Genomic DNA, 22,883 nt, shown 5'->3' with positions numbered 1-22,883 from the left:
CCTTACCTCAAGTTCTTTTGAAGATTAAAATTAGAAAATTATGAGAATTGCCTTGAAATTAGTTTAACCGTTTTCATATCGATTGTCGAGGTCAAATCTATGGATAAACGAGGGGTGTAAGCAATGGATGTTTTCGCAAAGATTGCTGCTGTTCGTTCAAGCTCTTATCTATCACGCATTCAGCCAAAGATATTGCCTTGCCGATGGTTTGGTAAACGTAATATAGGGTCATGAGCAACAAAGTTTAAGAAAAGAGCCATAGCAATCGTTTGAAAAATTGAATAAATTCGCTGATAATAGAATGAGGCCGTACAAAAAAGCTCCAGTGAGGTGATTATATGAAATGGCAACGTATTCCGCTTGGACCTATACAGACAAATGCTTACCTATTCTATAATGAAGAAGGAGATTGCCTTGTTATTGATCCCGGCAGTGAAGGAAATAAACTAAATAACTATATTAAGGAAAAGGGCCTAAAACCGCTCGCTATTCTTTTAACACATGCTCACTTTGACCATATCGGGGCAGTCGATAAGGTAAGAGAGCGCTGGGAAATTCCAGTTTACATACATGCCGAGGAAAAAGACTGGCTTACATCTCCTGAATTAAACGGCTCCATGAGAATGGGGACGGAACCGATTCTCGCCAATCCAGCTGAGCATCTTATTCGTTCAGAGCAGATGCTGACTATAGGACCTTTCATATTAAAAGTACTTGAAACGCCAGGACACTCACCTGGAAGTGTCTCTTATTATCATAAGGAATCTGATCTCGTTTTTTCTGGAGATGCACTCTTCGCAGGAAGCATCGGCCGTACAGACCTGATTGGGGGAAATCATGATCTTCTGATTAAAAGCATTCATGAAAAGCTTTTAAGCTTGCCTGAACAAACGCTCGTCTTATCTGGCCATGGTCCAGAAACAAGCATTGAAGCAGAAATGGATCAAAATCCGTTTCTAAATGGTTTTTAAAAAATGATTGAACGCCTGCAGAATATCATTAGGCAATGCGGAGGTTCCATTTCTTATTCAGATTACATGGAAGAAGCGCTTTACGGGGAAGACTCAGGCTATTATATGAAGAATAGGGCAAAAATAGGCAAAAAAGGTGACTTTTATACAGCAAGCAATCATTCTGATTTTTTTGCAAGGCACTTTGCCCGCTTATTTTCAGAGTGGACTAAAGGCAGTGGAATTCCTCCTTATTTTTGTGAAATAGGGGGAGGGACAGGAGCCTTTGCAAAAGCCTTTTTAAACGCTCTGCCCGAGTTCGATGTGCGTTTAGATTCGATGATAAGCCTCGAGAAAAGCTCTTATCATTCTTCTCTTCAGGAGGCTCTCAAAATGGAGCAGTTACGGGAGCTGAATCAGCTGCCAGAAGGATATAAAGGCGTTATCTTTTCAAATGAGCTGTATGATGCTTTTCCTGTTGATGTGATCCAAAAAAAGAACGGTACCTTGTGGGAAGTTCGTGTTGCGTTAGATAATGCAGGTAAATTAAAAGAAAAAATGGTTCCTCTCTCGAATCCTCTAATAAAAGACTATTTAACCTGGCTAAACTTATCTTTAAAGGAAGGCTACCGATATGAAGTACCTCTTCATATGCTTTCTTTTATGGAAAAGATAAATGCTAAAACGGACTCTGCCATCATCATCATGATTGATTATGGATATTACAATGAAGAGCTAATGAATGAGGTTCATAAAGAAGGAAGTCTTCGCGGCTATTATCAGCACGTTATGGTGAATGATCCTCTAATGCACCCGTATAACATGGATTTAACAGTACACATCCATTTTGATGCTTATAAGAAAAAAGCAGAGGAGAAGGGATGGGAGATTCTTTATGAGGGAAGACAAAATGATTTTTTATGGAAAACAGGATTTGCGGATTATCTCATTGATTGCTCAGGGCAGGATCCATTTTCAATAGAAAGCAGACATAACAGAGCCATTTCATCCCTTTTAGCGGGTAATGGCTTAAGTCAGGCCTTTCATGTATTCATTCACGGAAAAAACCTGACTGTCCCCATTTAAAAAAGCTGCACATCTGTGCAGCTTTTTTAAATGCTTCTCTTTATTCTATTCCTGGCCCATTCCAGGAATCATCATAAATGTCGTCCAGTAGGTAAATCCAACAAAGAAAACTGTGCAATAAGCGCCGAAAATATAAATATACATGCGTTCTGTTAATTTTAAGTAAGATAAAAAGACAAAAAAGACAGTTTGCGCAAAAAACAATAAAGATGTTTCTTCCATATCCCCAAGGTAAAACATGACAGCAAAGATACCAGTCCAGAATCCTAATACCCTAAACATCCGGTCCACATGTATTCCTCCTTTACCCCTTCTCATTGTTTTCATTATATCTGAGATTTCCTTCTATTGTAAATAACCCAACTTCCTTCCATTCCTTGAAAAATGAAGAAAAATCTCCTTTGTAATAAAATGTTCATAATTATCTGCGAGCTTTTGATATGCAATTATTGTACAAATGTACAATTCAGTTGCATATAAAAAGTTTTTGTACAATCGCTTAGAAGGAAACAAAATAGATGAATGAACCCTTTCCACGGATGTAAGCTGGACTACATGCCGAAAAACAAAGCAATGCTTTAAATTACATGAAATTCATTTTCACGGGACAACTCTTCAGGGAAACGCAAACGGATAACGAACTGAAAAAATTCTAGAACTCACGACAGAAGGAATCGAAGAAATTCTCGCCACCAGAAAAGAATGATCACCCTTTGATGGGTATTTCTTACATGGTGTATGGTGATTAAGATAAAAGATAGAAAAGTTAACCCGCATGCTTGGCTTCGCCTTAAGAATAATGAAAAAGCATAAAGCTTCATAAAGAAGGGGATCAAGGCTGGATGCATCATAAGGCAGAGTTCTGAAGATATTGTAATGGTTTACATTATTAGCAATCAGTCCTTATTCTTCTCTCTTCCGGCGTATGAAACAAATTTTTCGAATAATATAATAAATAAATAGCACTAATTCTATAAATTGTGTTGCTATAAAATATGTAATCGTTTACAATAAAATCAGATAAAATACCGAAAGGAATAATGGCATGGTAAGAATTGTAGATGTAGCGAAAAAGGCCAAGGTTTCTACTGCAACTGTCTCGAGAGTGATTACTAACTCAGGAACAGTAAAAAAAGAAACAACAGAAAAAGTGTTAAAAGCAATTAAAGAATTAAATTATCAGCCAAATTTATTGGCGAGGCAGCTTAGAAAATTAGAAACCAAAACGATTCTTGTTATCGTCCCGGACATCACGAACACCTTTTTTTCCAAGGTGCTAAGGGGGATTGAAGCGGTTGCTTCAGAAAAGGGATACCAAATTTTACTTGGGGATACCGACAACAAGGATGTGAAAGAAAGCGGTTATTTAAATATGCTGCGGCAAAAAAATGCCGATGGAATGATCCTGTTAACGGCCAGAATTGACCATCAGCTAGTTGATATATTAGCAAAAGACTATCCGGTTGTATTGGCATGTGAATATACAGCTGGATCTGAGATTCCAACCGTATCCATAGATAATATAGGAAGTGCCACAAGAGCATCTCAATATTTAATTGACTTGGGACACAGGAGAATAGGATTCATTTCAGGACCGCTCAATTCCGTGTTAAGCCGTGACCGGTTAATTGGTTTTCAGCATGCTATGTTACAGAATCGAGGGCTTATACAGTCATCTTATATAGAAGAAGGCGACTTCACATATGAAAGCGGTTTTAACAAGATGCTTCAGCTTTTGGCATTGGACAAGCCTCCAACTGCCATATTTGCTGCTAATGATGAGATGGCGTTTGGCGCAATCAAAGCGATTAAGTCCAAGGGGTACAGTGTCCCTGAGGATTTCTCGGTGATTGGTTTTGATGATATAAAGTTCGCCTCCATCTTTGAGCCGCCATTAACTACAATCGCACAGCCTGCATTCGATATCGGTTTTAATGCTATGGAATTATTAATGAAATTAATCAACCAGGAAAACATTGAGAAAAGCCTTTTTATATTAAATGAACAGCTTGTCATACGTGATTCCTGTGCTCCCTGCAGGCTGGAGCCTTAATTAGTTTCTTTTTTAAAAAAATGTAATCGATTACAATTAAGGAGGTGATGACTCAAGTATGCTGATCGAATTAAATATATTCATTTTAAAGACTATGAAAACGGAGAGTTTTTACCTCTTGGCGAAGGACATCAAATGTTTAATGAAATGATCCATTTGCTAAATGAATTTCATTACAGTGACTGGATCACCGTTGAATTGGACAGCTATGAAAAGCCCAAAAGAGGAGCAGAGATCAGCCATTCGTTTTTATCAAATTTTGGAATTCCAGTGATAGCTGAATAAAGAATAGAGGAGCCTTATGAAAAGAAAACTTATCCTGTTAACCTGTTTCATGTCTATTTTATGTCTTTTGCTTGCCGGCTGCCGTGAATCTAGTTCTTCAGCCAGCAGCAGCACAGACTTGCCAAGCTCTGGTCCACTCACGATTAATCCAAAAATTCAAGATAAAGAGATTTTAAGTAAGGGACCGCATGGAGAAACAGCTGTTTCGGCAAAAACTTTAAAACTCTCAGAAGAAGATATTAAGAAGATTAAAAAAGGGAACTATAAAGCGGCCATTGTCATGCATTATGCCGGCAACGACTACTCAACAGCCCAAATTAACGGACTCAAAGCAGCATTCAAAAGGATGGGTATTAAAGTTGTCGCTGTTACGGATGCACAGTTTAAAGCGGAAAAGCAAGTTTCTGACATTGAAACCGTACTTGCTAAATCCCCTGATATTATCGTCAGTTTACCGGTTGATCCAGTTTCTACTGCTGAAGCCTTTAAAAAGGCTGCAGATGCCGGTGTCAAGCTGGTTTTTATGGATAACCCGCCAGCTGGACTAAAACCGGGCAAGGATTATGTAAGCGTTGTCTCCTCTGATAACTATGGCAATGGTGTTGCGGCAGCGAATATCATGGGCAAACAGCTTGGCGGAAAAGGGAAAATCGGTGTCATTTTTCATGATGTTGACTTTTTTGTAAATAACCAGCGCAGAGCTGCTTTTGAAACAACCATTAAGGAAAAATATCCAGGTATTAAAATCGTTGGAAGCGGTGGAATCACAAATCCTAATGAAGGGGAAAGGGTTGCTTCAGGCATTTTAGCGAGAAACCTGGATTTAGATGGCCTTTTTGGAATTTGGGATGTACCTGCTGAAGGCGCTGTAGCGGCAGCCCGTACATTTGGAAAGAATAACTTAGTGATTACAACTGTTGATTTGGGGACGAACGTTGCTGCTGAAATCGCTTCAGGAGGAATTGTCAAAGGCCTTGGAGCCCAATTGCCATTTGACCAAGGCATTGCAGAGGCCATTTTAGCCGGCAAATCGCTGCTTGGTGAGGAAGTTCCGCCATACGTTGCAGTTCCTGGATTGAGTGTAACGAAGAGAAATGTATTAGATGCATGGAAACTAGTTTACCATCAGGAAGCCCCTGATATTATAAAAACCGCAATAAAACAATAGAAACGATTAGGAGTTGAAATCAACTAATCTAAAAAAATGAATGAGGCTGATACCAACAGCCTCTATTAATAAGAAGGTGATATAGCTTGGAACAGCTCATGCTTGAGATGAAGAACATGACAAAGGCCTTTAATGGAATTACAGTGCTAGATTCGGTTAATTTTTCTGTTAAAAAGGGTGAGGTCCATGCCCTTATGGGAGGAAATGGAGCAGGCAAATCCACTTTAATGAAGATTTTAACCGGTGTCTATACGAAAGACTCAGGGGATATTTTCATTGAGGGAAAAAAGGTCGAAATAAACAACCCTGAAGATGCCAGGAAAAACTATATCTCGATGATTTTTCAAGAGTTTAGTTTAATCCCCACATTGACTGTCGCCCAGAACATTTTTCTAACGAGAGAATCGAAAACACCACTGGGATTACTTAATGACAAAGAATGCATATCCAAAACAGAAGAACTATTAAAGGAATTGGGTGTTGATATGAATCCCAATGATCTTGTAGAAAACCTTGGTGTTGGATATTGGCAAATGACTGAAATAGCTAAAGCTCTTTCCCAAGAAACGAAAATCTTGATCATGGATGAGCCTACCTCATCTTTGACCAAAAAAGAAACAGAAGTCCTCTTTTCCTTTATTGAGCAGCTGAAATCAAAAGGATTTTCCATCATTTACATTTCACATAGAATGGAAGAAATCTTTGAGATATGTGATCGTATCACGATCTTGCGGGACGGCAAATATGTTACGACAGAAAAATGCAGTGAAACCAGCCTTGAAACCGTTATTCAACAAATCGTCGGTGCCGCAATGGATAAAGCTTTTGAGTGGCAAGAACGGCCTTATTCCAAGACTGGAACGCCAGTATTGGAAGTAAGGCATTTATCATCAGGAACGAAATTACAGAATATTAATTTTAAAATTTATGCAGGTGAAATTCTTGGTATAGCAGGTTTAATGGGAAGCGGAAGGTCGGAGCTGGTTCGTGCCATCTTTGGAATTGATTCAAAAGACAGCGGCGAAATTATCTTAAATAACAAAAAACAAAACATTAAAAATCCAACTGACGCAGTTAACGCAGGGCTTGCCCTTATTCCTGAAGATCGAAGAATGCAGGGTCTGATACTTGACCACAGCGTGAAAGAAAACATCATTTTGCCGATCCTTTCGAAAGTCAAAAAAGGACAGCTGATCAATGAAGCGAAAGCCAATGCAACTGCGAAGACCCTTGTCGAAAAACTGAATATTAAGACAGATGATATTTATAAAACAGCCAAACTGCTTTCCGGAGGGAATCAGCAAAAAATTGTGCTGGCCAAATGGCTGGCTAATGAACCAGCTGTTTTACTTATGGATGAACCTACGATTGGTGTGGACATTGGTGCTAAAACTGAAATTATGGAAGTTATTCGTGAATTGGCTGATAACGGTAAAGCTATTTTGGTTATCTCTTCAGAACTCCCTGAACTTCTTGCCTTAAGTGACCGGGTTCTCATTATGCATGAAGGAAAAATAATGAAAGAACTGAAGAGGAAAGAGATTAAAACAGAGGAGGAACTAGAGCATGCCATCCAAGGGTATTAATCCAAGCAGCACAACCATTTCAATAAAAGGAGAATCAAATTGGTTTAAGGGCTTAGATTGGAGAAACTATATTGTTTATCTTGCTTTTATTGGAGTTATTTTGTATTTTTCGGTCAGTTTGTTTGATGAAGGGTTTTTAACGTCAACCAATATCCTGAATATTGTCAGACAAACCGCAATGATTTCTCTTATGGGCCTTGCGATGACGTTTGTCATTAGTACAGGTGAGATCGATCTGTCTGTCGGTTCAATTACAGCTTTGTCCTCACTAACTGCAGCATTAGCCTTACAGGCAGGTTATGGTGTTCTAGGCGGACTAATTGTGGGCGTTGGTACTGGCCTCTTAGTAGGGCTCGTTAACGGTCTATTGGTTACAAAAGTAGCGATTCCTTCTTTTCTCGTTACCCTTGGAACGATGGGAGCCGTAAAGGGGATGGCAATGTGGGTTACCAATACAGCACCGGTACCGATTGTAGATAAAGTGTTTAATTATATTTTTGGATCTGGTGACATCGGACCTTTTCCAATCCTGTTGTTTTGGACGGTGATTGGAACGATCGTGGCGCATGTTATTTTGAAAAAAACTTCTTTTGGAAGACAAACATTAGCAACCGGCGGGAATGAGAGTGCTGCAAGGTTTTCCGGAATTAAAACGCAAAAAATCAAACTAATGGTATTTTTAGGTTCTGGTTTCATGGCAGGATTTGCTGGTCTTCTTTATGCGGGCCGTATGCATTCTGGAAGATTTACCTTTGGTGAGGGTGATGAGCTATCGGTGATAGCAGCCGTTATTCTTGGCGGTACGAGTCTTTTTGGCGGTGTTGGAACGGTAATTGGAACAGTCATTGGATCTTTAATGATTGGTACGATTAACAATGGATTAATTATTATGGGACTTGATGTCAGCCAGCAAATGATCATCAAAGGAATCATTATCATCTTAGCTGTCGCCTTCGGAAAGAAAACGATTAAGAATTAGATTTAGATATTGGGTAATCGGCAGATGAGGTCAGGATGAAAAGTAATAGCAAAAAAAATGTAAGCGCTCTATGCGTATTCGGGTATTCCATCCGAACAGCGCTTTTCGGAAAAATAATTGATTCTTTCAGGGGGTAATTTTAATGAATATGAAAGCAGCAGTCTTATATGACAAACAAGATCTTAGAATTGAAAATGTACCTGTGCCGGAAATTAAGGACAACGAATTGCTGATAAAAGTAAAAGCCTGCGCTATTTGTGGAACAGACCCGCATATATTCAATGGACACTTCCCGGCTCCAAAGCCATTAATCCAAGGGCACGAATTTTCAGGCGAAGTGGTGAAAATTGGTTCATCAGTGACAAGTGTCTTTGAAGGGGACAGGGTAACAGCTGATATTAATATTAGCTGCGGCAACTGTTATTTCTGCCGGAGCGGACAAAAACTCTTTTGTGAAAAAATCACACAGCTTGGTGTCCATATTAATGGAGCATTTGCGGAATACGTTAAAGTTCCTGAAAATAATGTTTATAAATTACCAAATGGAATGTCTTGGGAAGAAGGAGCCTATATCGAACCTCTGGCCTGTGTCATAAGAGGGCAAGAGAGAGCAAACATTTCTATGGGTGATACGGTAGCGATCATTGGAGCTGGCCCAATGGGTCTGGCGCATTCACGAATGGCAAAGTTAAATGGGGCAAGCAGGGTGATCATTTCTGAAATGAATCAAGCCCGCATCCAAAAAGCAAAGGATTTAGGAGTTGACATGGTGATTGATGCATCTGAAAAAGATTCTGTTCAAGAGGTGCTGAACTTCACGGATGGAAGAGGCGCAGATGTTGTATTTGAAGTTGTTGGAGCTATGCCAACCTACAGACAGGCTTTTCAGATGGTCAGAAAAGGCGGGACATTGGTTGCTTATGGAGCGGCACCTGCAGATCATACTTTGGATATTAAACCTTTTGAAATTTACAGTAAGGAGTTAACCATAGTAGGCTCTTATGCAGGTACTTACGGAACTTGGATTAAAGCAATTGAATTAATTTCCTCTAAAAGATTCAATCCTGAAGATATCTTTAGTAAAGTAATAGCGCTGGACAACCTGGCAGACGGGATTATCGAAGCAGATAAAAATAAAGATACATTAAAAATATTAGTTAGTATGAATTAGAAAAAAGACTAGGAGGAAAGACAATGGTTGTCATTCATGCAATTTTCAAGATGGATCCAAAACACCGGAATGAATTTATTGAACAAGCGAAGCTGGTAACAAAAGGATCTCAAGCTGAAGAAGGAAATATAAGCTACAATTTTTATGAAGATGCAGAAAAGCCAAATACTTTTGTTTTCTTAGAGAAGTGGAAGGATCAAACAGCCATTAATGAACATGAAGAAACTCACCATTTTAAAAATTTTTCCGAAGTGATAAACGATCTTATCATTGAACCAGTGAAAGTAGAAATCTTAGAGGCATCAAACATCATTAAATAATAGAGCCAAATAATAGGAATTCTTCGGGGAATGGATTTTAATGCACACGGAGTTTTACTAACCTTTAAGAAGATAATGAACAAGGGAGGGGCAAATATGTTTAAGTACAGCTTTTGTAATCTAGTTTGGTATAAGGAAGAGTTATCGAAAAGTGTTAATCGTTTAGCTCGATACGGATATGATGCCATCGATTTATATGGGGAACCAAGTGCTTACAACTATAATGATGTAAGAAGAATACTTAAAGATAATGATTTGGCCGTTTCATCTATTTGTGCGATCTATACGAATGAGAGAGACCTGGCCCATCCAGATGGTAAAGTCCGTCAAAACGCACAAGAATATGTTAAAAATGTGATCGAAATGGCTGCAGAAGTAGGAGCTAAAACGATAGGGATTACCCCAACTGCTTGTATGAAGACACAGCCTCTAACAAACCGGGAAGATGAAATCAAATGGGCTGTAGAGGGTATTCAAGAAGCCGCGGAACTTGCAGAAAGCTATAAGATCAGCCTCGTTCTTGAAACCTGGAACCGTTATGAACATTATTGGTTAAACAAAATCGATGATTGTCTGGAACTAATGAAGCAAGTCAATCGAAAGAATGTTGGCGTTATGGGTGATACTTTCCATATGAATCTGGAAGAGATTTCGATCAGCGATTCCCTAAATAAAGCAGGCAGTCATTTGTTAAATATCCACTTGGCGGATAGCAACCGTGCTGCACCTGGTGCTGGTCATTTGGATTTTGTTCCAGTGATTCAGGCATTAAAGGATATTGATTATCAAGGTTACATTTCCTATGAACTTCTGCCGGCAGCCGCTGATCCATTTGGTGTTCTTGAAAAAGGCGTTGGGGAAGAATGGTTTGATAAATACGCTGAACAAAGCATTAAATATATTAAATCAATTGAAAATTCACTGGTGAATATCGGCTGACTGCACTGTCCAAGCAAATTAGCTTTTTACTAATCTTTCATTGTATATGGAGGTTTTACGAATGTACCGTTATAGTGCGACCCAGTGGATTTTTGGAGGCGAAGATATAGAAGATAGCCTAAAAAGATTAAGTAAATATGGTTATGACGGCGTTGAACTTGCCGGTGAACCATATTCACTGGACATGGAAAGGATAAAAAGCCTTCTTGATCAATATAACCTGACCTGTACATCTTTGTGCGGAATCTATACACCGGAAAGAGACTTATCGTCATCCAATCAAACAATAAGAGAAAAGGCGGTACAATATGTAAAAGATTGTGTAGATATGGCTCAAGAGCTGGGTGCTTCTCACTTGATTGTGGTTCCTACGTTTGTCGAGAAGGTGTCTCCTCAGACAACGAGGGAAGAAGAATGGGCAAATGCAGTGAAAAGTGTACGAGAAGCAGGTGAGTATGCTTTATCAAAAGATATCAATCTTGCTGTAGAAGCATTAAATCGATATGAATCTTACTTGGTTAACAATTTAGATTTAGCGATAAAATTTGTGGAAGAAGTAAAGATAGAATGTGTAAAAATGATGGCGGATGTATTTCATATGAGTATAGAAGAACGCAGCATGAGTGATGCAATAAAGAAGATCGCAAGGTATCTCATTCATGTTCATATTGCCGATAATACGCGTGAAGCTGCAGGGCTCGGACAAGTCAATTTCTTAGAGGTGATTGATACGCTAAGAGAAGTGAACTACAAAGGGCCTATAACAATGGAGTTTCTACCTCCGATATCTAATCCGTATCTAGTCTCTGATTATGGCGGAAAGAGCGAACTGTATGATTTCTATACAGAGCAGTCTATTAAGCATATTAAGAGTTTAGTAAGGATGAATCAAACTATTTAACCCATGGTTCCGCATTATGCGGAACCAACCCATATAACTAGGCTTTTTCATTCGATCCGTAGTAAATTTACCCAGCAGTTCTAAAATATTAGAGCCGTCGAAATTCCTTTTGAGTCAATGCACGAAAGGATATAAAACTTGAAAAAATTATGGTAAAACGGTTGCAGGTTATAATGTAATCGATTACAATAATGTAGAAAGGTGCAAGAGTTAGCAATTTGTTTTTTTGTATTTTATGTAATCGATTACAAATGATAAGTGAAAGCATGGATTTTCGGGGTGTTTTAACGTAAAATTCATGACTAAAAATTAAACAAAGCTCAAAAGGGTGTTAAGCTGCAAAGCCACAGTGGTAAATGTAATCGATTACAACAAACATCAATTTGGGGAGGAAGAATATACATGGAAAAAATAAAAGCAGGGATTATCGGGACAGGTTTTATTGGGCCGACTCATATTGAAGCAATTAGAAGACTTGGTTTTGTGAAAGTAGTTGGATTAGCAGAGCATGGTCAAGAGGCTGCTGAAAAAAAGGCCGCTTTACTTGGCATTCCAAAAGCATATGGTGATTACCGCGAAATGCTGCGTGATAGCGAGATTCAGGTAGTGCATAATTGCACCCCAAATCACCTTCATTTTTCGATCAATAAAGAGATCATTTTAGCAGGTAAACACGTTTTATCAGAGAAGCCCTTAGCGATGTCCAGTCAAGAATCAGAGGAATTGTTGGATCTAGCTAAGAAGCACAGGATCGTCCACGGTGTGAACTTTAATTACAGACAATTTCCCATTGTGCAGCAATTAGCATCGATGATTAAAAATGAAGAATTAGGAAACGTGAATTTAGTTCACGGGAGCTATTTGCAGGATTGGTTATTGTATGAAACTGATTTTAATTGGCGCTTAGCTCCGGAAGTTGGCGGGAAATCACGAGCTGTAGCGGATATTGGATCCCATTGGTGTGATACTGTTCAATATGTAACCGGTAAGAGAATCACAGAAGTATTTGCGGATTTGGCAACGGTGATACCGGTAAGAAAAAAATCTACATCGAATGTTTCCACTTTTGGAACACAAAAAGGACAAGAAGAAAAGTATGAAGACGTACCGATCAACACGGAAGATTACGCATCTGTTCTCGTGCGATTTGAAGATGGAACAAAAGGTGTCTTTACGGTTTCCCAAGTAAGTGCCGGACGGAAAAACAGGCTCTGTTTTGAAATCAATAGCAGTCAAAAATCGGCCTACTGGAATCAAGAAGAACCAGAAAAATTATGGATCGGGCATCGGGAAAAACCAAATGAAGTTCTTCAGGCAGACCCTTCTTTGTTTTCAGCGGAAGCCAGATCATCAATCCATCACCCTGGGGGACATAATGAAGGCTGGCCGGATGCTTTAAAAAATGGGATGTTAAACTTTTACACCTTTATTCGGGAAGGAAAAGACCCGTTTTGTGATCAGCCTAATTTTGCAACTTTTGAAGATGGGCATTTGTCCATGTGTATTACGGATGCCGTTTTAGAAAGCCATCATAATCAAAAATGGGTCAAAGTCCGGGTGGGGCAGGCGGTACATTCATGAAACTAGGGGTGTTTACCGTTTTATATCAAAACTTGCCTTTTGAAGCAATGTTGGACAAGCTGTCTGAAATGGGCGCAGAGGCGGTAGAACTGGGAACAGGAAATTACCCAGGCAGCAGCCATTGCGACCCAGATGAGTTATTAAACAGCCCTGAAAAAGTAAAGCATTTTCAACGAGAAATAGAAAAGAGAGGGCTAACCATTAGCGGTTTAAGCTGCCATGGCAATCCGCTTCATCCTAATAAAAAGATTGCAAAAGAGTCCCATGAAGTCTGGAGAAAAACGGTTTTATTAGCCGAACGGCTTGAAGTACCTATTATTAACGGCTTTTCAGGCTGCCCAGGCGACCATCTTAATGCAAAGTTTCCTAACTGGGTAACCTGTTCCTGGCCACCGGAATATATGGAAGCATTAAATTGGCAATGGAACGAAATGGTGATTCCTTATTGGAAAGAGGAAGCTCATTTTGCTGAGACGCACGGTATATTTAAAATTGCTTTTGAAATGCATCCGGGTTTTGTGGTTTACAATCCTGAAACTTTACTGAAATTAAGAGAACAGATAGGACCAAGCATTGGAGCAAATTTTGACCCAAGCCACCTGGTATGGCAAGGTATAGATCCCGTAGAAGCAATTAAAAAACTTGGCCGGGAAAATGCCATCTTCCACTTTCATGCGAAGGATACCTATTTAGACAAAGACAATATAAAAGTAAATGGAGTTTTAGATACGAAACACTATAGTGAAATTTTGGATCGTTCATGGACATTTAGATCGGTTGGGTACGGGCAGGATGAAAAGGTATGGAAAGATATCGTGAGTGTTCTTCGTGCAGTTGGTTATGATCATGTCCTTTCTATTGAACATGAAGATATGCTCGCGTCGGTGGACGAAGGACTAGGGAAGGCCATTTCTCTCTTGAAAAGGGTCCTCTTTAAAGAGGAATTGACGGAAATATGGTGGGCATAATTTGCATAGGTGAAGCATTATAAAAGGTCATTCGCTTAGCGCTGATTGGAAAAACCCAACAGTTATATGTTCGGTTTGGGCACTTCCAATTAAAAAAGACAAAACACCTGGGATTATTAACTTAATCCAGGTGTTTTCTTCGTAGATATAGAGAACGGAATTACTAATCAATTTTGGAACTAGCAGCAGCTATTAGAAATACGTACCAGGTCTAAAAAACTTAGGGTTTAATTTAAATAGTTAAAAATATATTTTGTAACTTAAGAATAAAAGACTGCTGCTGCAGTCTTTTTATGTATTACTGAAAATGGCTGGGCTAGCTGGATTCGAACCAACGCATGACGGAGTCAAAGTCCGTTGCCTTACCGCTTGGCTATAGCCCATCTAAAAGAAGCGACAAGTATTATCATTTTCATTATTTCTCTTTTTATACATGCCATTTCTAAAAATTGTTTTATTAACTGCAAAATAATGATAAAAGTGATTTTTGGCTGTATGACAAATTTAATAGCCTGGAATATAATCAACCCGACTCGAATAAAAGGAGGCTGATTAATGCAGGCAATTGAATTGTTAAGCGAACGGATTATAGAAGAAGCCCACTCTCTTCAGGCATCTGATATCCATTTGGTCCCAAGAGAGGAGGACGCTGCGATCCATTATCGGATTGATGAAGACCTGCATGAAAAACATGTGTTGAAAAAGGATATTTGCCAGCGGCTAATCTCCCATCTTAAATTTCTTGCTTCCATGGATATCGGAGAGAGGAGGAAGCCTCAAAACGGCGCTCTCTCTATTTCTTCTTCAAAAGGAAGAATTAATCTAAGGCTTTCGACGCTGCCGACCATCCATGATGAAAGCATGGTAATCCGAATACTCTCAAAAGAAAAATTCCCTCCGATCCCTAAGCTTTCACTCTTCCCTTCGGTAACAACCAAGCTGTTATCTTTTCTAAACCATTCACATGGATTAATGATTTTTACAGGACCAACATGTTAGTTATTATAGAAACACTTCTTTTAGGTATACTAAGATACAGTAAAGGAAGTGTAGGTATTGGTTATTAAGAACGTTGTTATCTATTTAAGGTTGTCCCGTGATGAACAAAATTTAGGTATTGACGAAGCATTGAAGGCACATGAGTCGATGCTTATTAACCTTTGTGATGAAAAAGGATATAAATACAAAGTTTATAAAGAAATCGGTTCGTCTAGTTCCATTGAAGGCAGACCAGTATTTCAACAAGTGTTAGAAGAGATTAAAAAAGGCACATACGATGCAATTGTTGTAAAGGATATAGACAGACTTGCCCGTAACCGTTGGGACATGTCAGACATAGAAAGAGTTTTATACAATACTAATACTTTTATTGTTACACCAAACGATATTATTGATTTACACAATGATAGCCAATTCTTATTGAGTGGTATTACTGGAATTGTTGCACAGCAAGAATATAAACAACTTCATAAGAGGATGTTTGATAAAAAGCGTTATTTAATGGCTGAAGGAAAATCGGTTAACGGTATTCCTCCATTGGGTTACTCAAGGGATGAAAATAATAAATTTGTTCCAAATGAACGGGCAGATGATGTTAAATATATTTTTACTGAAGTTGCAAAAGGTACAAGCATACCTGAAATAATTGATGCTTTAGATAGAATGAATATCAGAACTGTTAAAGGGAAGAAGTTTGCGTATAATTCAATCCAACGAATAATTACAAATGAAGCATATTACGGTTTATTTGTTGGAAACAAGTATGAGGGAAAATGGAAGCTAAGGGATATTGATGAACAGATTAGAGTTCCGAATAGTCATCCTCCGTTAGTGGATTTTGAAACATGGAGTAAAGCCAATCAGATAGTGACAGCTTATAAATTTAAAACTCCAAGAAAGAAGAATAATGCTTATCCTACTTCTAACATTCTGTTATGTGGGAACTGCGGTAAGAATCTTACATATAACCTTAAAGTGAATACAGCTAAGGTTTATATTAAACCATGTAGGAGTTGTACGGAGAATAGGGGCTTCTATTACAATCCAATAGCTGAAATTATTCGGGATGAAATAAGGGGTTACCGTAAAACGCTTCAGTTTCACATATATACAATGAGAAACCAAGGTGAAAGGGATAACACTAAATTTGAAATAGAAAAGCTTGAGGGAAGCCTGAAGCAACGTAAGAAGGCATTAGAAATCCTTCAGGAACAATTAGAATTAGGTGTTATTGATATGCCTACATTTGTTAACCGTCAGCAGATAAGGAAGAAGGAAGTCAGAGAAATTGAAAAAGAAATCAATGAATTAAAAATGAGTTCTCCTGAAGATAAACTTGAAAATATGGAGTTCTTACTAAAGCATTTAGGGAAGCTTTATGAGAACTGGGAGTTCCTTGACGGTAAAGGAATGGACAGTAAATCAGTTAATAAAATTTTAAGTCTACTGTTAGATAAAGTTGTATTTAAGTATCCAAAAGGTGAAAAGAGTCCGACAGTAGAAATTTATTATAGATAAGATTACGGGAAGGTTTTAAGGTGAAATTTTTCACTTTTATTACCTTCTTTTTTTATGGAGTGAAATACCGTGAAGCCTTGATATATAAGGCTTTTTGGGGGATTAATTTAGGAGAAATGGTTGAAATAAAGGTGCTAATCTACCCATTAAAAATACCTTTATATTATAGGGTGTTCTCGATAATGTACGCTAAACAATATACGGAACATATATGACCGTTATTTATAAGAACATCATATTACTATAAACAAAGCTTACTAATATGCCAGTTCTCCAAGGCTTGTATTATAGTTTGTCGTAAGGTTGTTAATAGATGAGTTTCGATAGAATGATGTTTGTAACAAAGAGTAACACAACCGTTTGATGAAAGGGTCAGGGGTGGTTTAATTGGAAAAGGTTGGGTGGATGGGGTATCAATACATATATTAAATCGACATTTAAAATTGGCGATAAATTTATTTTTTTCCTGAAAACAAACTTGTACTTAAGCCATTAAAATATCGACAACATGGTATAATTAGGTACTATTTACAAGTAAAGGGATGAGGAAAATTAATAGAATTCAAAAAATGAAAATACAAAATGTAAAAGGAAAAGCAACGTTTGAATTAAATTTTAATGAATTACACGCTAATTTCCCAAACTTATTTGTTGCACCAAATGGTTATGGTAAAAGCACTATTGCAACAACTTTTAATGCACTAAAACCAAATAAACTTGAATTGGAGAAGGAAGATTTATTTGATGGTAATGAGGAAAATGTGCCTTCTTTAGAAATTGAACTTACATTAGATGAAACAAGTTGTACAACCCTTACCGCAGATGGAACTAAGAATGAATTTAGTCGGTCAATCAATACATATGTAATAAAAAATCCTGTGTATGCGAAAAGCACTTCTCGAAGTTATGGGGGGCGTTCGACAGCATCTGCAAGATTAGATGTGCGAGATTTAGAAATATATAAAAATATACCGCAAAAAGTTGAAGTACCATATAAGATAAGAGAATTTAAGGAGAAATTTGACGGGAAAGGTAAAGTTTTTTTAAACATTTCCGAAGTCTTTAAGAGTGTTAAGAATTTAACAATACTTAGTGATAACTATGAACTTCTTTATAAGTGTTCATCACAGATAAGACCTCAAACCGTAATTAATACTTTCTTTCAACAAATAAATGAAAGTGGTTCATCAACAAGTTTAAAAAATAGTATTACAGATGATTCCATAACAACACTTAAAGAAAATCAATTACTATCCGAATTAATTGAAGTTGTTAAAGAACTAGAGTGCCTTCCGTTTGATAATGAAGAAGACCATGAAAGAGATTTGTTACTAACTGCTATTCAAATAATTGAAGTCATTAAAGATATTAAAAGTGATATAAAAAAGGCAAAAGACTATTATAAATACATTGAGTTCCGCAATGATATTGATAGTAAATTACAAACATTTAATACAACCGGAAGAACAATAAAAACAAAGGTAACAGGAAATAAACTAGTTATAGAATTTTTAGCAGCTAATAAAATGTCTAATGGTGAAAGAGATGTTTTATGCTTTATTTCTAATCTATCAAAATTCAAAGTAAATTTTACGAAGAATATAGGGATTCTTATTATAGATGAAATTTTTGACTATCTTGATGGTTCTAATATGTTGATTGTGCAATACTATTTATCGCAAATGATTGAAGAAAGCAGAAAAAATGGCAAAGTATTATTTCCAATAATTTTAACTCATTTAGACCCTATACTTTTTAATAACTATTATTTTAATAAACTTAAGATTCATTATTTAAAAAGTTATTCTTAGACCTCTGACAGAACAATGTTGGATTTTTTAAGGCTTAGAAATAATAAAAATTCTTTAGCTGAAAGAATTGAAGCACATTATTTGCATTATAATCCAACATTTATTCAGTTAGATGGAGGAGAAAAATCGTTAATTAATAATCCTGATTACCATGAATCTTCAAGTTTTTATCAAATGATACATAATGAATTAGTCAGTTTTCTAATAGAAGGCCAATCATACGACCCCCTACAAATAATTTGTGCTATAAGGGTAAAAATTGAAAAGATTGTATACGAAAGCCTTTTAACTGAAGTCCAGAAGTCAACTTATATTGAAACGCATAGAACAATAAACAAATTAAACTATGCCGTTGAACAGGGTATAGAGGTTCCAGAAGAGTTTTTTTTACTTCAGCCATTGTTCAATGACGGATTACACATGAGTAATAATGAAAATCAAAACAGAAATAAAGTTCAAAGTGTTTGTTTGAAGTTAGATAACTTTGTTGTTCAGAGGATTGTTGGAAATATCCACATGAATCCAGCTAGTAATTTAGTTTTAGCCCATGCTTAAATAGAAAGCGTGATAACAATGGAATCAATAAGAAAAATGTTGATGGATTCAGGAATTTTATTAGCAATTCTTACTGTACTTGCATATTTTACAGCTTTTTTTCATCAATACGGCTATTTAGGTTTTTACGGTGTTTTCAATACCGATTTTTACGGTAGCCTCCTTTTGATGAACCTACATTGATATTTTGTAATAACCGAAAAGCAGAATACCTTTTCATAAAGTTTTTACCGAAGTAAATGAACCTATCTATAAGGTATTTTTCATTGTGAGTTTATCAGAAGTTCAAGCTAAAATTAGAGATTAATTAGAAGAGGTGCATGTGGTTTTTATGGGGAAAAATACCGTTGAAAAAAGAGAGTTAAGCTTTCATTTATATCTTAATCCTAGTATTAAAAAACAATACATACGCATGTATGAAGTATTAAGTAATAACCATTCCAGTATATATAAAGCAGTATATAAACGTTTAAAGACTCGTACTGATGAAGTACAAAATGAATTTAAAGAAGAAGCTAAAGAAAAACTTAATTCAAGCTTTCATCCTGAATACACAGATTATGGTGACTATATGGAAGAAGTTCGGGATTATGTCTATGAACGGCTTGATGAACAGTTCCTTATGCACTATCAGTTTGAACTAATGTCTTTAAGTAACCTTTATCAAGTTTTTGAACAGCAATTAAGGAAATGGTTATATGAGGAATTAACACATCATGAAAATGAATACATTAATCAGGTTAAATTTATTCACTTAAACGAAAAGAATGAAAATGCTTATGATAAGTTTTACGGTGATTTTGGAAAACTTACTAAAGTGCTTACCGAACTAAAACTAACATTTACAGATTTGTTTGGTGATGAGGAACTTATTGTTGAAACAGATATTTGGAAAACAATTCGAGAATGTAATCTTTTATCAAATACTTTCAAACATGGAAGCGGGCGTTCTGCTACAAATTTAAATACTCTTTACCCTGAATACTTTGAAAGAGTTAGCGACACTAGCTTAATGGATATGTACCGTACAACAAACTTGGAACGGGTATTAAATGTAGACAAAATATCATTTGATAAATACAGCAATGCCATGAAAGAGTTTTGGGAAAAGATGGAGGAACATCAAAGAGGAACAATTGTAATGGAAATTGATATATCTTCAGAGAAAGAATGACTAGAGAAGGTTGCCCAGTTCTTGAGGGCAGCCTTTTCTTTTTTTATTCAAAACTATACCGTCATAAACATTAAAATAAATTTTATTCAAAGTGTCTTATTAATAGTTCTGAAGTGATTGTCTTCCCTTGACGGTCAGACTTACTAACCTAATAAGGTCTTCAACTATAAAGGCTTACCGTTTTCTTTGGTAAGTCTAATGGTTTGTAAATCAAGTTATCTATTTCACGGTTAGCTTAGTGAGTTTGATTAAAGTTTGTAATATGTATCTCTTACATCTATACAGGGATTTGAAACGGTACTTTTTACAGGTATTTCAGAAATCAATTTAAAAATAAATTATTCAATTGTTTATCCCTATCAAACAGGGAATTCAGGCACTACTTTTTACAGGTGATTCCACTAATGGAGTCACTTTTTTTATGTCTTTTTGTGCAAATAATCGACTTGGGCTTATTAAGGTAACAGATACCTTTTGTGCAAATCGTCCATGTAAACTGCTTCTAGGAATGTGGGGTATTTATGCAAATCGTCCATCTGTCTCGTTAGAAAGTATATAGGGTTCTTTTTCCTACACAAAAACAAAACAAAAAAAGGGGAGTTTTACATCATGAATTTAAACCAGTATCTAAAAGTATTCCGCAAGAACATCAGAGAAGCTTCAACTATTCTCGACAGTCGTAAAAGAAGTGGCGTGATTTACAAAGAGTTGGACTATGTACGAGACACGTACTTTAAAGAGGATGCTGAAGGCTATATCAGATTCATTAAAAATAGTCACTTCCGAATTAACAGAGGTAATAGAGAAGCTTTACACATTCCCGTTTATGAATACGTGGTTAAAAACATTACTACACCAAAAGGCAAGCACTCCAAGTCAGACGGATACTATCACTTTGAATATGAAAACGATGAAAAGAAAAATCCGTCACATCCTGAACATTGGAGTAATGCCAAGCGTGTACTGGAAAACGAAGAAGGCAAAGAGGAATGTCTTTTCAATCTTACGAATGTGGATAAAGTTTACGTCTTGAGTAATAATTCTCTAGGTCAATCAGTAGAAGATTCACTTATTGAAAAAGAAGAGAGTGAGGAACTAGAAAAGGCAATCCGTCAATTAACACTCAATCAGCAAAGCATTATTTATCTTCACTACTTTTACGGGATGCCATTCAAAGAAATTCCTGAAATCATGGGATGCAACTTATCAAACGTGTATCAAATTAACAAGTCAGCTATTAAGAAGCTGTCAACTATCTTAGTAGAGAAGAAGCCAGTTGTTAAGAGAAAGCCTAGCACACCAATTGTTAATGAAAATGGTTCTATGAAAGATTACAGCCGATGGAGTGGACACAAATTAGGTAAGCCATTGGAAAAAGAGGACTGGACTGTTAGCGAAACCCGTCACGGTCAACTAGTAGGAAATCTTATCGTATGGGAGGATGGAACATTTGAGGAAATTAATTTTTCTTCTAAAAAATAAAGAAATTATTGACAATACCTGTAAAAAACGTATGTCCAATTCCCTAGAGGGTGTAAGGGGCAAGTTCCTCCGCTTCTTGCCTTTTATCCTTTTTCATTTGTAATTCCTCCTTTTGCTAGAGAGTATATAGAGTTTTTCTCCTTCTCTAAGTACTTTCTATGGAGAGGGAGACTTCTTCAAACAGACTTTAGAAAAGAGAGGTGAATACCTCCTTCTAAGAGTCCAAGTATTTGCTTACTTGAATATTCGATTTCTAGGTATTTGTCTTTTCAGGACTTGTCATCCTGTTTCCAAGGTAGTTCTAAGAGGAAGTTTAGGTAGGAGTCACCTAGCTTCTTCTATAGAATTCCTTTGAGTGGGGCAAAGGTTTTCTTTAACACCTTCAACAGAGACTAATTAACGGCTAGTGAGATTAACCGTAACAGAGAACAGGTATTTAACGTGAGAACCTGTAACTTTAACTTGCCTTTAACCCGTTGTGATAATACGTTGAAGGTAAGATTACTTTTACAGGGGGCAATACACAATATGAAATTATTCAGCAGATTCATTGAAAGAGAGAAACGGCTACAACTATTAATGGAACATATAGAACAACTTAATATGATGCTTCAGGAACAGTCGATGTTAATTAAAGGAACAGCGTTTTGTTATTGAACTTTTACAAGATGATTAAAACACTAAAAAAGGATGGTAAATAATCATGGAACAACAATTCAAACAATTTATGGCAAGCCCAGTATTTAAACGTGCAATGGCAGAAGCTGAAAAATGGCATACAGAAAAGAAAGCTGAACTAGATTCTTTAATAAGTAAACAGTCAATGATTGAAAGTGAAATGAAGCGAATTTACACAGGTAAACCTGAACACCGTAACACTTCAATTATTAAGAACGTTGACGGAACTTTACTTCGTGTAACTACAGGAGATAGAACGCTTGTTAAGTCAGTCGAACCAGTAAAGGGGTTTGATGAACTTTCTACAGCAGAACGTACTCAGCTATATGAAACGGATAAGAAGCTTTACAAGATGTTAGAACATAATATCTATCAGCCCAAAATGACTGAACGGACAATAGACTTAATGCTTAATGATGGAATGATGTACGAAGAGTTCTCTTTAATAGCAGACACACCACAGAAGCCAAACTTAAGCGGTTTAGACCAAATGGATAGTTCAGAAGCCGTAAGACAATACACAACAGCTTCAGAAGAGAATACAGCACGTTTAACAGCCTTCAGACAGGACATTGAAGCGTATAACTCAGGAAAGATTCAACGTGATTTAGAAGAAGTTAAAGAACAAATTAAAACGGTTCAACAGGAACTAGCATAAAAAACACTTGAGGTAGGTCTT

General features: G+C 36.9%; 20 protein-coding genes, 1 tRNA gene and 1 pseudogene. 20 read left to right on the top strand and 2 right to left on the bottom strand.

Annotated elements, in window-relative coordinates:
• The first annotated feature begins 338 nt into the window (after positions 1-338).
• Together ACOT8F_RS14690 and ACOT8F_RS14685 are read left to right on the top strand one after the other, a co-directional pair.
• Positions 339-971, top strand: a complete 633-nt coding sequence (locus ACOT8F_RS14690; RefSeq protein ID WP_421652675.1) for an MBL fold metallo-hydrolase — start codon at positions 339-341, stop codon at positions 969-971.
• 3 nt (positions 972-974) lie between these two features.
• Positions 975-2,036 carry an SAM-dependent methyltransferase gene (locus ACOT8F_RS14685; protein ID WP_421652674.1) on the top strand — a complete coding sequence of 354 codons (1,062 nt, stop codon included), beginning with the start codon at positions 975-977 and terminating at the stop codon, positions 2,034-2,036.
• Positions 2,037-2,081: 45 nt separating this feature from the next.
• On the opposite strand, the gene ACOT8F_RS14680 is transcribed toward ACOT8F_RS14685, so the two are convergent.
• Positions 2,082-2,327: a DUF2626 domain-containing protein gene (locus ACOT8F_RS14680; RefSeq protein ID WP_421652673.1), complete on the bottom strand. Its 246-nt coding sequence runs from the start codon at positions 2,325-2,327 to the stop codon at positions 2,082-2,084.
• Positions 2,328-3,081: 754 nt separating this feature from the next.
• On the opposite strand from ACOT8F_RS14680, the gene ACOT8F_RS14675 reads away from it, so the two are divergent.
• The 11 genes from ACOT8F_RS14675 (at position 3,082) to ACOT8F_RS14625 (ending at position 13,987) form a co-directional block, all read left to right on the top strand.
• On the top strand, positions 3,082-4,089 hold the full coding sequence (locus ACOT8F_RS14675; RefSeq protein WP_421652672.1) for a LacI family DNA-binding transcriptional regulator: 1,008 nt from the start codon (positions 3,082-3,084) through the stop codon (positions 4,087-4,089).
• A gap of 69 nt (positions 4,090-4,158) precedes the next feature.
• A complete protein-coding gene (locus tag ACOT8F_RS14670) occupies positions 4,159-4,374 on the top strand; it encodes a hypothetical protein (RefSeq protein ID WP_421652729.1) in 216 nt (71 codons plus the stop codon).
• Between the two features lie 16 nt (positions 4,375-4,390).
• A complete protein-coding gene (locus ACOT8F_RS14665; RefSeq protein WP_421652671.1) occupies positions 4,391-5,542 on the top strand; it encodes a substrate-binding domain-containing protein in 1,152 nt (383 codons plus the stop codon).
• A gap of 86 nt (positions 5,543-5,628) precedes the next feature.
• Positions 5,629-7,128 (top strand): sugar ABC transporter ATP-binding protein, encoded by a 1,500-nt coding sequence (locus tag ACOT8F_RS14660; protein ID WP_421652670.1) that lies wholly within the window; start codon positions 5,629-5,631, stop codon positions 7,126-7,128.
• The gene (locus ACOT8F_RS14655) at positions 7,109-8,107 is read left to right on the top strand and encodes an ABC transporter permease (protein ID WP_421652669.1); all 999 of its coding nucleotides are present in this window, start codon (positions 7,109-7,111) and stop codon (positions 8,105-8,107) included. The genes ACOT8F_RS14660 and ACOT8F_RS14655 overlap by 20 nt, the downstream gene beginning before the upstream one ends.
• A 142-nt stretch (positions 8,108-8,249) precedes the next feature.
• The gene (locus tag ACOT8F_RS14650; protein ID WP_421652668.1) at positions 8,250-9,278 is read left to right on the top strand and encodes a zinc-dependent alcohol dehydrogenase; all 1,029 of its coding nucleotides are present in this window, start codon (positions 8,250-8,252) and stop codon (positions 9,276-9,278) included.
• Positions 9,279-9,301: 23 nt separating this feature from the next.
• Positions 9,302-9,598, top strand: a complete 297-nt coding sequence (locus ACOT8F_RS14645) for a putative quinol monooxygenase (protein WP_421652667.1) — start codon at positions 9,302-9,304, stop codon at positions 9,596-9,598.
• Between the two features lie 96 nt (positions 9,599-9,694).
• Positions 9,695-10,537: a TIM barrel protein gene (locus tag ACOT8F_RS14640; RefSeq protein WP_421652666.1), complete on the top strand. Its 843-nt coding sequence runs from the start codon at positions 9,695-9,697 to the stop codon at positions 10,535-10,537.
• A 61-nt stretch (positions 10,538-10,598) separates the two neighbouring features.
• Positions 10,599-11,438, top strand: coding sequence for a sugar phosphate isomerase/epimerase family protein (locus ACOT8F_RS14635; protein WP_421652665.1), 840 nt, complete (start codon positions 10,599-10,601; stop codon positions 11,436-11,438).
• A 402-nt stretch (positions 11,439-11,840) separates the two neighbouring features.
• Entirely contained in the window at positions 11,841-13,019 is a 1,179-nt protein-coding gene (locus tag ACOT8F_RS14630) for a Gfo/Idh/MocA family protein (protein ID WP_421652664.1), read from the top strand.
• A complete protein-coding gene (locus ACOT8F_RS14625) occupies positions 13,016-13,987 on the top strand; it encodes a sugar phosphate isomerase/epimerase family protein (RefSeq protein ID WP_421652663.1) in 972 nt (323 codons plus the stop codon). The genes ACOT8F_RS14630 and ACOT8F_RS14625 overlap by 4 nt, the downstream gene beginning before the upstream one ends.
• Before the next feature lie 308 nt (positions 13,988-14,295).
• On the opposite strand, the gene ACOT8F_RS14620 is transcribed toward ACOT8F_RS14625, so the two are convergent.
• Positions 14,296-14,370: transfer RNA gene (locus tag ACOT8F_RS14620), tRNA-Gln, on the bottom strand.
• Between the two features lie 172 nt (positions 14,371-14,542).
• Here ACOT8F_RS14620 and ACOT8F_RS14615 point away from each other — a divergent pair.
• The 7 genes and pseudogenes from ACOT8F_RS14615 to ACOT8F_RS14585 form a co-directional block, all read left to right on the top strand.
• Positions 14,543-14,980, top strand: a pseudogene (locus tag ACOT8F_RS14615) (ATPase, T2SS/T4P/T4SS family); the annotation flags it as partial.
• A 63-nt stretch (positions 14,981-15,043) separates the two neighbouring features.
• Complete coding sequence (locus tag ACOT8F_RS14610) at positions 15,044-16,504, top strand: recombinase family protein (protein ID WP_421652662.1); 1,461 nt, start codon at positions 15,044-15,046, stop codon at positions 16,502-16,504.
• A 569-nt stretch (positions 16,505-17,073) separates the two neighbouring features.
• Entirely contained in the window at positions 17,074-18,315 is a 1,242-nt protein-coding gene (locus tag ACOT8F_RS14605) for a hypothetical protein (RefSeq protein WP_421652661.1), read from the top strand.
• 15 nt (positions 18,316-18,330) lie between these two features.
• Entirely contained in the window at positions 18,331-18,870 is a 540-nt protein-coding gene (locus tag ACOT8F_RS14600; protein ID WP_421652660.1) for a hypothetical protein, read from the top strand.
• 331 nt (positions 18,871-19,201) lie between these two features.
• Positions 19,202-20,044: a hypothetical protein gene (locus ACOT8F_RS14595; protein ID WP_421652659.1), complete on the top strand. Its 843-nt coding sequence runs from the start codon at positions 19,202-19,204 to the stop codon at positions 20,042-20,044.
• A 609-nt stretch (positions 20,045-20,653) separates the two neighbouring features.
• The gene (locus ACOT8F_RS14590; RefSeq protein WP_421652658.1) at positions 20,654-21,526 is read left to right on the top strand and encodes a sigma-70 family RNA polymerase sigma factor; all 873 of its coding nucleotides are present in this window, start codon (positions 20,654-20,656) and stop codon (positions 21,524-21,526) included.
• 703 nt (positions 21,527-22,229) lie between these two features.
• Complete coding sequence (locus tag ACOT8F_RS14585; RefSeq protein WP_421652657.1) at positions 22,230-22,862, top strand: hypothetical protein; 633 nt, start codon at positions 22,230-22,232, stop codon at positions 22,860-22,862.
• Positions 22,863-22,883: the final 21 nt, after the last annotated feature.

Origin of the sequence: Chryseobacillus diguaensis (assembly GCF_049220665.1) — a bacterium.
GTDB lineage: Bacteria > Bacillota > Bacilli > Bacillales > Bacillaceae > Metabacillus_B.
Note: the sequence above shows the minus strand (reverse complement) of the source record. Positions and strands in the feature narration are given on the sequence as shown.